The organism is Marinomonas sp. (genome assembly GCF_039940335.1).
Lineage (GTDB): Bacteria > Pseudomonadota > Gammaproteobacteria > Pseudomonadales > Marinomonadaceae > Marinomonas.
The window spans coordinates 56,393-67,239 of record NZ_JBDVGW010000002.1; the positions used below are offsets into that span (position 1 = coordinate 56,393).

6 protein-coding genes are annotated in these 10,847 nt (G+C 42.9%); 1 reads left to right on the top strand and 5 read right to left on the bottom strand.

The genetic code is table 11. The annotated features are described in order from the left end of the window. Window positions 1-3 precede the first annotated feature (3 nt). The 5 genes from ABJF92_RS00290 to ABJF92_RS00310 are packed head-to-tail and all read right to left on the bottom strand — an operon-like array spanning window position 4 to window position 9,057. Entirely contained in the window at window positions 4-2,118 is a 2,115-nt protein-coding gene (locus tag ABJF92_RS00290) for a site-2 protease family protein (protein WP_446813856.1), read from the bottom strand. A 1-nt stretch (window position 2,119) separates the two neighbouring features. Beyond that, the gene (locus tag ABJF92_RS00295) at window positions 2,120-3,454 is read right to left on the bottom strand and encodes an efflux RND transporter periplasmic adaptor subunit (protein WP_446813857.1); all 1,335 of its coding nucleotides are present in this window, start codon (window positions 3,452-3,454) and stop codon (window positions 2,120-2,122) included. After that, window positions 3,451-4,284, bottom strand: coding sequence for an efflux RND transporter periplasmic adaptor subunit (locus ABJF92_RS00300; RefSeq protein WP_446813858.1), 834 nt, complete (start codon window positions 4,282-4,284; stop codon window positions 3,451-3,453). Before ABJF92_RS00300 ends, ABJF92_RS00295 begins: the two co-directional genes overlap by 4 nt. Window position 4,285: 1 nt before the next feature. Continuing rightward, entirely contained in the window at window positions 4,286-5,788 is a 1,503-nt protein-coding gene (locus ABJF92_RS00305) for a TolC family protein (protein ID WP_446813859.1), read from the bottom strand. A gap of 23 nt (window positions 5,789-5,811) precedes the next feature. Beyond that, window positions 5,812-9,057, bottom strand: a complete 3,246-nt coding sequence (locus ABJF92_RS00310) for a tandem-95 repeat protein (RefSeq protein WP_446813860.1) — start codon at window positions 9,055-9,057, stop codon at window positions 5,812-5,814. Between the two features lie 673 nt (window positions 9,058-9,730). On the opposite strand from ABJF92_RS00310, the gene ABJF92_RS00315 reads away from it, so the two are divergent. Further along, on the top strand, window positions 9,731-10,357 hold the full coding sequence (locus ABJF92_RS00315; protein WP_446813861.1) for an OmpA family protein: 627 nt from the start codon (window positions 9,731-9,733) through the stop codon (window positions 10,355-10,357). Window positions 10,358-10,847 lie beyond the last annotated feature (490 nt).

Genomic DNA, 10,847 nt, shown 5'->3' on the forward strand with positions numbered 1-10,847 from the left:
GCGTTAGCGACGCAGTTCTGTCAAAACTAGTTGCCAGACATTGGTCCATATCATGCCAGCCAAACTTATCGCTTCAGCTTTAATCACCAAGTGACCTTGTAACTGTATGGGGCTGGCTAAGGTATGTTGATAGTCGTTAATTAGAAATCGAACACTGTGTAATGCTTGTTCTGGTACAATTTTTCCATTATCTGAATCTTGACTGGCAATTGGCCCGCCATATTCACTGCTGAGAACGTCTGGCGTAATACTCGTCACCGCACTATTGCTGAAATCGACTATCTGCACTTTTTGCATAGGCCAAGAAGCATCATTGGGATAGAAATACGCCTGCCCTGCTGAAGGTTTGATACGCTTTAAGGCTTTCTCTGGTATATACGCTAAACCATCGAATTCATGTTCAGCAACAATACGGCCAAGCTGCTGATCCGGCGACACCCATTGTTGGTCCCCTATTTGCTCAGGCACATCGACTAAACGCCCGGCAAAACTGGCTCGCCAAGTTAAGCGCTCTATTTGCCTTTCTAACCCCTGCATTTGCGTTTGCAGCTCTTGGTATTCTTGCTGCAATACTTGAGTGAACGCCCTTTGATTAGGATCCCCTGCAATGCTGTCTAATTGCTGCTTAGAAAGGGCCAACATAACCTTGGTGGTATCTAAATCCCGAAGCAATTCCGGCGCCGTAAAAGTCACCAACAACTGCCCTGCTTTGACCACACTATTCGGCGTTACATGCCATTGTGCGATTTGACTATTGGTTGGTGCATAAATAACTTCCAATTGTTTGTTACGAGAAATGCCTACCACTTTTAATGATTGATCCATCGGCAAAAAGATCAGACCTAAAAACACCAACAGCAGAAACCAAAGGGTTAATTTTCTCATAGGGGAAACGTCCTTCATTTGTGTTTTCCAGCTGGCTAGTCGCTTGATCATTGGGGTCACAACAAACATGCCCATCATGGTGATCAACCAAACTAGACCAAGAGCAGGAAAGAAGAAGAGATAAAAGAAAACGCTAATCAATGTAATAATCAGAACTTGATAGGCCCAGGTGCCTATACCGAACGCCACCATCCAGCCTACGCGATGGCCTTGCTCTGAACTGTTTATAGGGGTACCCAGCACACATTTATCCAAATAACGGCCAGCCAAGGCCAAAGATTTACTTTGCAGGTTTTCAATACCGAGGTAATCACTTAATAGGTAATATCCATCGTATTTAGCAAAAGGGTTTAGGTTGAGTAACACGCTGGTCAGCCAACAGGTCGTCGCCACAACAAACGCTAGTTCTCTCAATACGCCTTCTGAAGTCACCGCCCAGACAAAGGAGGCCAAACCGGCAATTAACAGTTCCACAAAGATGCCACCGGCCGCAACCATCATTTTTTGCTGTTTATTCTGTAAGCGTGTTACATCATCCATTTCGGTATATAGCATAGGCATCATAAAGAAAGTAGCTATGCCTAAACGGCCTACCTGACAGCCATATTTTCGTGCAAAATAAGCATGCCCAAGCTCATGAAAAAACTTAAGTACCACCAAAGTTAAAGCAAAACTAAAAGCCCCGGAAAGTGAATAAAAGCCGCTTGCAGTATGGATAAAATCGTCCCATTGACGAAGCGAGAAATAGACTCCGAACACCGTAAGAAATAGCCAAATCAGCCAAAATAACTTACGGCTCGCGACATTTAAAATTGGCTCGATCAACGCCAATATTGGCGCAACAAAAAACAAAGGCAGCTTTATATTTCTGATCTTTGCTAACAACAACCCGAACGACATGGTCTCGGATTGTATAAACTTATGATGCAGGCCTTGCAGATCAACTGACGCAGAGAATGCCAGCAATTCATTAACCGTGAAAAACTCCAATAATCCGTTAAGTTGTTGTTCATCATATTTTAAGCTCATATTGTTCAGCGCGCATTTTAAGCGCCCTACAGTGCCGAGCTTCCATAATGTCATCAAGGTGACGTCCGCTTCCCCCAGCACATAAAACTGATGACGAATAGGATCGTATAAGCGCCAGCGTTTTTGCTCTCCGTCCACCGGTGTAAGCGCCTCAAGTTTCAGCTCTTCTCTTAGTGGTGGTAAATGGACAGAGTTCTCTAGCATGCTAGACCCCTAACCACTGTCTAGCACTATTAATGGGGCGGCGTAAGAAATGCCAGATAAGGGGCGCGTCCCCTCCGTATATCCGCGCCGTCCCTCGGGCACCAATCGCAGGTAACCCTCCCTGCAACGGCTTAGCAATCAAGATATAGCTGGCTATGCCTTCAGGACTGACAACCGGTTGATAACCAATACTGACTAATTGCGCTTGATGCCCTCCGAGTGGCGAGCTATCTAGGTAAACCGTCACTTTCGCCTGCTCAGAAAAGCTCATCATTTGCGCCACGGGCAAAAACAACTTGTAGTGTATTTGATCGGCTTGGGCAACCTGCAAAAGACGCTCCCCGACTTGAACGGCCTTACCTTGCCACTTTTCTTTGTCTGCATAAATTGCCACACCATTTTGCGGTGACTCGATACTAGATTGACTAAGTCGTTGTTTAGCATATTGCATTTCAATGATGGCTAAATTTAACTCCGCACGGGCAATGTTGGCATCTTCGCCATAATCCGTTTGCACAAAAGAAACCGCTTGCGCTTTATCATATTTGGCTTTCGCCACCGCCAATTTTCGTTGCGATAACAAATAGTCATTTCTCAGTTCTAGATCTTCAAACTGTAATAGGATTTGTCCTGCGGTTACTACAGAATCTGGGGCGACAGAGATTGTTTTTACCACACCATTAAAAGGCGCTGTGACAATAAATGGTTGGTCAGGCACCACCTCTACGGCAGACATCACACTCATGGGCATCGGCATCGTCAGTGCAACAACTAACAACAGCATTATACTGGTAAGCTTACCAATATGACGCTGCCACCAATGCCCTATGGGTTTGTCTTGCTTCGCTCTCAATGCCCGGAAAGCATGATGGTAAGTGTGTGCTATACGGCCTAATAACGCTTGTTGGTTTTCACTATAAGCATCGTTTGCTAGCAGTAGAAGGTAATATTGAGCTGGGGACGTTTGGTTGCTAATGGGTTGCCAGTAACTGTATTGATAGGGCAATTCAATGCCAGATAAATGTTCCTCGGTTTTAAACCCATGAGCCTGCTGTCTGTTCTCGTAACCTCTTAACCACTGAGTAAGTTGGCGGATGAGCGGGCTGCTTTTCTCCACCGTAGACGCTGAACTAACCGCTCTCACCGTAAAAGTGTTTTTTGCCACTTGCTCAAGGACAAAAGCTTTTTCATAAGCAATAATACTTTTTACATTATTAGCAAGATGAAAAGTCAGTCCCTTGTGAGTGTTACATTGACGAATATCCGCTTCGAACTGCAGTAACTTTAATGCAGGAGCGATTACATTGCCCTGACGTTGCTCTTCTTGGACATTCATATTGCACTACCTGTATAAGTGAAAATAGCCGTCCCACTCATACCTGGTAGCAAATTCTTAAGCTCCTTAGCTTTGCCGTTAAATACCGCTGTGATTGCAATGGTTTTACTTACTGGGTCTACCACGGGAGAAATTCTAATCACTTTCGCCTCGACCTGAGTGGCTAATTCATCAACTTTAAACTGGATAACATGGTCAGTTTCGAGCCATTGCAGCCAGGTCGACGGAATGATGATGGATACCTCAAGCTGCTTTGCATCCACAATGGCTAACAATGGATCGTTCTTTGCTACAACTTCATGCCTATTCACTAAAGTTTCTACCACACGTCCACTAAATGGAGCCTTAATTTCACAAGCATCTAACTCTATTTGCCTTGCTTCAAGCTCCGCTTCCGCTTTGCTCAATTCGGTTTTTGTCAGCAAAACTTCGTAGTCACTAATTGAATCAAATTTTGCCATTTCCTCATTCACCGCGACTTTTTGTTTGTGCATGTAAACATCGGCTTGTGAGGCCTTAATTTCCGCCAATGGCCCACGGCAATCAAATTTAACCAGAACCGCACCTTTTTCGAACCCTTGACCTTGTCGGTAATTAAACTGCTCAACTTTTGCGCCAATGCCTGACGCCAATGTCGCTTGTTGCTTAGCTTGTATTACGCCACGGGCGGCAAACGGCTTTGAAGGTAAACTCGGGGAAACCACATACCCATCTGAGATAACTTCATTATTAGTAGTAAGCAGTAACGCCTCTAAAACCAAGTCTTGCTGAGCATATAAGTTAAATGAAGCAAGCAATATAGTGCTGCCTAATAAATTCATCTTTTTCATTCTAGCCTCCCAATTTCGGCAGTGCCAAACCATGTTGAGTCCATCTATCACGGAGTTTCGTAGTCAGCTCTTCTAAATCTTCTTCATCCCCAATCTCCACATCAAAATTTGCAATCCCCATGGAGGAATACAGCCCTGCGTAGGCATTTTGAAGGTCCGCGTATGCTGTGTCATAGCTAATTTCATCTAAAATTTCGTTCATTTTTTCCATGACCAGCTCTCTCTGACTAATCTGATTAGCTTTATGCCCGGCCTCAGTTAAAGCTAAGATCTTCACCTGTATGTTATGGCTTTTACGAATCGTACTGAGTTCTTGAGATAAACGAACAAATCTAGCTCGAGCGACATAAACTTGAGTGATGATCGCCATGGTAATAGCCTGTCTGCGAGCTAAAATCACTTCAGACTCAGCCTTAAGGGCATCTCTTTGTAAGGGGTACCGAAACAATGACATAAGATTCCAACTCACACTGGTGCTCAAACTGGCCCACTGTCGGTTAGATAAAAAGTCATTAGAATTGTAGTTAGCACCAAACAATAATTTAAAGCCTGGTAAGGACTCATATAAGGCAATATCTTCCTTATATCCCTCAATCTGTTGTTCGTAAAATACTTCTCTCAGCTCAGGGCGATAATACAGAGCGTAACGGATCATTTGTCGCGCAGAACCAGGCAACACAGGGACAATATCTGTTCGACTCGGTATTTCTAGGGAAAATTTGGTATTAGGGGCAAGGTTAATTAAGGTCGCTAGTTGATGCTTCGCCAATACTAGCTCTCTTTGTAGCTGCTGTACGTTTCTTTGTATTTTCAGTAAGTCTCTTTGGTATTCTAATGCAAATTTGATGGGGGTTTTTCGGCCCTCTTCTAAAGCTCGAGTTTGCACTAAAGCTTGTTGAGCAAGGCTCTCTAACGCCAGTAGCTTACTAAAAGTACGTTCGGCACTTACTGCTCTCCAGTAAGCTGTTCGCACGTTTTCTATAATTCGGTTGACAACCTTGCGGCGTCTTTCGCGGGCAATGCTTTCCTCCGTCACCCCTTGTTGGCTTTCAGCATAAGCTACCCCGAAATCCAACAGGTCCCAGCTAGCAGTTAAGTCAGCGGTTGCATAAGTGCGTTCAGATGAAGTGGAGGGTTCTAAAGATTGAGTACCAGTAATAACAGAACGACTACTCGAAGCGGCTAAATTATCTCTAGAGTTAATACCAAAAGTTGCCAATAAACTAGGCCACATACCACTGTTAATAACCAAATTCTGACGACGTCTGAATTCTTCGTCTTTAATTTCAATTTGGGCATCAAGGTTATACTTTAAAGCCCTAGCCATGGCCTCGTACAGTGATATTTCTTCTATGATCGGCTCATTTAAAGCAATGTCATTTAATAAATCTCGATGTGCTTTAACCGACAGCTTCTGCATATCCAAGATGACAGGCTTAGGTGCACAGCCTGCTAAGATAAGGATTCCTAATAGCCCCAGTACTAATATAATTCGCTTGAGCATTTATCACCTCATTGTTATTTTAATTATGACAACATTGTTAAAAGGCCTTTCATTTGTTCCACTTGCTCATGAGTGAGTCTGTCTAACTCATCAGATAAATATGTGTTGTTTGCTATGTCTGTTGAAACAGCTGCTCCCTCAGTAATACCATCTAATTCCAGCGCCTCGTCTAATTCGTCTGCCTCCAGCTCTTGAATCTCAAGAGTCTCAGAAGACGGCTCCGTTTCACCGCCGTTTAATGGTTGATCCAAATTAGGTTCCAGGCTGCTCTCTGCGGGTTCAAAAGCAATATTAGAACTATCAAATCCTGTAAGATTATTTGTGCTACTCGCCAAGGTGGAAATCTGATTAAAGCTTTCAACAACTGAGAAATTGTTAACAACACTTAAGTTGGGTTGATTTTGTGAAACATCGACTTGTGAAGGTAATAAGCTAATACCATTGATTGCGTCGAGTAATACTGGGTCATAATCAATAGCCTGATAGCTGAAGTTTTCACCTCGGTTTAGCGCTTCGTTAATCAAGGTGATGTTACCAATGTCATCCCCCATCTCCACTCTTTCGATAGCATTGACAGTGATAGTAACAGTTGCTGTAACACTCGCACCGCTAGAATCCGTCACTGTGTATTGAATAACAGCTTGCCCGCTATAAGATTCGCTTGGAGTATAAACGACTTTATTATCAGAGACGCTCACCGCACCTTCACCTGACAGCAAAACAGGGTTGCTGACCGTTAATACATCACCATCGGCATCCTCTGCTGCCGCTAAAACATCAAGGGTGACTTGGTTACCCGCGGTGGTCTCCTGACCTGTTGTGTTGTTCACCACAGGCTGATCATTAACAGCTGACACCGTCACCGTAATATTTGCTGAGTCAGTTCCGCTGTATTCATCCGCAACTGTATAGCTAATCTCTGCAACACCATTGAAGTTTTCACCTGGAGTAAAGGTTAATTCACCATTTTCAATACTGACCTGTCCTTCACCAGTAACAACACGCGCTTCTGGAAAACTAAGGTTATCACCTTCATGATCACTCACTAAATCCAATAGGTTGACCTTGACGCTGGTATCTTCTTCTGTATGTATACTCATATCCGTTGCAATGGGGGCAACATTTTCAGAAACAGTAACAGTCACGCTACCACTGTCCCGAGCACCATTTTCATCCACAAGTTGGTAACTGATGCTCGCCTCTCCCAGGTAGTCTTCTGCCGGGGTAAAAACTATGTTGTTATTTTCTATAGAGAGTGAGCCTCGACCTGTTTCTAATACCGGTAACTCTATGGTCATTTCATCACCGTCAGCATCCCTTGCCTGCGCAATAACATCTATCGTTACCGTCTCACTTGGTCGTGTTTCTGCTGTCACATCACCCGCAACCGGCGCATCGTTCTGAGGGTTCACCGTGACGGTCACTTCCCCAGTGTCTGTACCGCCGTTACCATCGGCGACGGTGTAGCTAATCACCGCTTCACCGTTAAAGTCAGTGGCGGGGGTGAAGACGATTTGATTGTTAGATACCGTGACCGTGCCTTGACCAGATTCCACTACAGGGGCAGAGACGGTTAAGCTATCGCCATCCACATCCGAAGCATCGGCCAAGACGTTTAGGGTAATGGTGCTGTCTTCGTTACCAGAACCTGTGGTGCCGTTCGCTACCGGCGCATCGTTCTGAGGGTTCACCGTAACGGTCACTTCCCCAGTGTCTGTACCACCGTTACCATCCGCGACGGTATAGCTAATCACCGCTTCACCGTTAAAGTCAGTGGCGGGGGTGAAGACGATTTGATTGTTAGATACCGTGACCGTGCCTTGACCAGATTCCACTACAGGGGCAGAGACGGTTAAGCTATCGCCATCCACATCCGAGGCATCCGCCAATACGTTTAGGGTAATGGTGCTGTCTTCGTTACCAGAACCTGTGGTGTCGTTCGCTACTGGTGCAGTATTAACATTCATCGTCACGGTAGCCGTCTCTACCGTGCCATTTGACGTTACAGTATATTCAAAGCTATCCTGCCCCTGAAAATTTGTATTAGGCGTATAAATATAATTCCCTGATATATCTTGGCTAATAGTACCGTTAGCAGGAGAAGTAAATGATGTGATACTCGCACCTAGGTTTTCAAATGTATCATTACCCATTAGATCTAACGTAACTGACGCATTAACAGGAACATCATAGGCGTCAGCGACAATATCACTGACAGCAGAGATACTCAGCGGTAAAACGGCTGTTACCGTAATTGGAACAAGTGGAAAACTATCCGTCAAATTAACGGTGATATTAACTAGGCCGTTATAATCTTCATCTGGTGTATAAACTAAACTATTCAATGCCGCATTTACACTGGCAACGCTACCTTGTAACGTTACCGTACTGTCATTAGTGCCTGTCCCTTCTGTTAATGTTACATCAGCGCTTTGAGTTAAAGATAAGGAACCAACTGCGACAGCCAATTGTACTTCTGCCACCGAACCATTTAGATCACCAACACTAATCTGGGCAACACCTGCATCGGCAAATATCAATGGCTGATCTTCAGAGAAGAGTGCAATACTAGGAATACTTATCACAGGTACAAGATCTAAGTTTCCTTGCCAATCCGGGGCTGCGAAACTTTGCTCCTCTATCGCACCGATTTGGAATTCCAAATCCCAGTCACCTGAAATTCCAGTGATGTCTTCAGAAGCTGCAATATCGCTGCCTAGAACCTCTGCCAGCTCAACTAAGGTTTGTTCCCCTGCAGTGGACGCTGCTAAGTCACAACCATAAATTAAAACATCTGCGTTTTCAGCTAAGGCGTTACCTATTTTCAGCCATTCATCTTGATAAATTTGATTGATGTTATTTGCATCAACCATGGTCTGGCCGATTTGAAAAGCGCCATTTTGATTAGCGTGAGTAATAATGTGCAAGGCATCAATATTATTAAATTCAGTCACTTCGCTTGCTAAACGGGTAATATCATAATCTACTGATAGCATAATAATATGTGCATCTGACGGAACTAATTCGACAATACTGGCAACGTCATCTAATCCTTCATCAATCACATAGATACTATTTTTACCATCTTCTACCGCTGAAACTAGGCCTTCGAATTTATCATTCTGTATACTAACTTCTATATTTTTTGGGTTTTCAACTAGGTCACTAGGCTGAGACTCTTCAGCTAGAGTTTCAATCGCAGCTCCATCGAATAAAATCCTTCGCTCTACGACTATGCGTGAATATTGATTTTCTAACTTCGTGATCATAATCGCCCCCATTACATAAAAATATAAAATTACTATTTAAAACATACGATACTAAATGCTGGTTGTAATCAAAATTTTCATTTTGTTTGTAATTTTTTTTAAATAGATACCTATTTTTGTAATCTTTTTTTTAGTATTGCAATGAAAGCCAAGACAAGCGTAAATCTCAAGCTCTTCATCTATTGACCTTTGTGCCGATAAAATTTTTCTCCCATAGCTTAGCTGCTTAACGTGGATACTCAGACAGGCTTGGTAGAACCACCTTAAAGCCCCTCTGTTGTCACGCCATAACGATTTTATAAATTTGTAAAAAACATGTACATTTCCAACATTTTGACTATAAAAACCTAGATTTCTCTCTTTAACTTAGATTTATGCAGAAAAAGAACAACACTTCCCCTCTTGGCTTTCCCAAAGCCCTATTAATACTTCTAAACCATTCAGAAAAAAAACACTAACCCATTGATATTAAGATACTTATCAGAAATGAAAGTCTCGTAAGAATAAAAAGACTAAAAATCATTTAGCAAGCAAGTTAGGTAGCAGCCTTATACTTACATACTTTTACAAAAGTCAGATTTTTTACTATAACGCTACAAAAATCGTATTGGGTAAAGCATGTCTACCACTTAAAATGGATTCATCTTAATAGGTAAATGCATGGGGAAACATCATGACCACCTTACTAAAAACAATTAGCTTGATGAGTATTTTTACTTTTTGCTCATTGGCTTTTGCGGAAAGCTTATACAGTAACAACCCGCAAACACGCCTGGTCGATTCAGACAGGGATGGTGTTATTGATGCCCGTGATCGTTGCCCTAACACTAAAGTTGGCGCGAGAGTCGATAATGTAGGCTGTACTGCAGTCACTGAAAAGCTTTTTACCGTTCAATTGAATGTACTGTTTGACTCTGGCAAAACAATTGTTAAGCCTCGCTTTTACTCTGAGCTAAAAGAGTTAGCTAACTTCCTTAATAAGAACCCATCGGCGTCTGTTGTGATTGAAGGCCACACTGATAACGTAGGCTCAGAAGAAATAAATAAATCTTTATCTCAACAACGCGCAAATGCGATTGCAGATGTTTTGGTTGATAACTTTAGAATACGTCAATATCGCGTGAAAGGTATTGGCTTTGGTGAGACTCGTCCGATCGAAAGTAATGATACGGAAGTGGGACGTGAGAAAAACCGCCGCGTTGTGGCAGAAGTCTTCGCTAAAGAACAACAAGTACAAGAACGCTGGACAATTTATAGTGTTGATAAAAGCTTAACCTCTCATCGAGTGATCAAGTATTAATTACACCTCCCCATTTATCTCGATTGATATAAGCCACGTAACTATCGATTAACGTGGCTTTTTTTTGTCTATATTTTATAGCCCGATTTCTCACCTCTAATCTTTTATACATACCTAAACGTCAATTCAAGCACCATTACTTAACTTAATGAAAACAAGCTTTGGACTTCCCAGACTTTAATCTGACCCACATCACTCAAGTTTGATCTAATCCTCTCGTATCTTAAACTGTTTTCGCCATGCACTCCTCGACTCTTTACCGCTCCTGATTGTGAGTCAGCGCAGTAGAACGCCTCTGCATACGAATATTGGACTGCACAGCTGGAATGCCCAGATCTCCTTTCCTAAGTGCATTGAAACAAATCATACAGACCTATGAATTTGCTTTGAAATGGAATCTCATCATGGCAAGTACGACTATCTCCTTTTACACATCCGCCAACAGATTAAAACTCTAATAAGATCCAGTGAGACAACTAACTGACCTTTA

Excerpts from the sequence above, each read along its gene's own strand:
- ABJF92_RS00290 (WP_446813856.1), bottom strand. The coding sequence starts at position 2,118 with ATGCTAGAGAACTCTGTCCATTTACCACCACTAAGAGAAGAGCTGAAA.
- ABJF92_RS00295 (WP_446813857.1), bottom strand. The coding sequence starts at position 3,454 with ATGAATGTCCAAGAAGAGCAACGTCAGGGCAATGTAATCGCTCCTGCA.
- ABJF92_RS00300 (WP_446813858.1), bottom strand. The coding sequence starts at position 4,284 with ATGAAAAAGATGAATTTATTAGGCAGCACTATATTGCTTGCTTCATTT.
- ABJF92_RS00305 (WP_446813859.1), bottom strand. The coding sequence starts at position 5,788 with ATGCTCAAGCGAATTATATTAGTACTGGGGCTATTAGGAATCCTTATC.
- ABJF92_RS00310 (WP_446813860.1), bottom strand. The coding sequence starts at position 9,057 with ATGATCACGAAGTTAGAAAATCAATATTCACGCATAGTCGTAGAGCGA.
- ABJF92_RS00315 (WP_446813861.1), top strand. The coding sequence starts at position 9,731 with ATGACCACCTTACTAAAAACAATTAGCTTGATGAGTATTTTTACTTTT.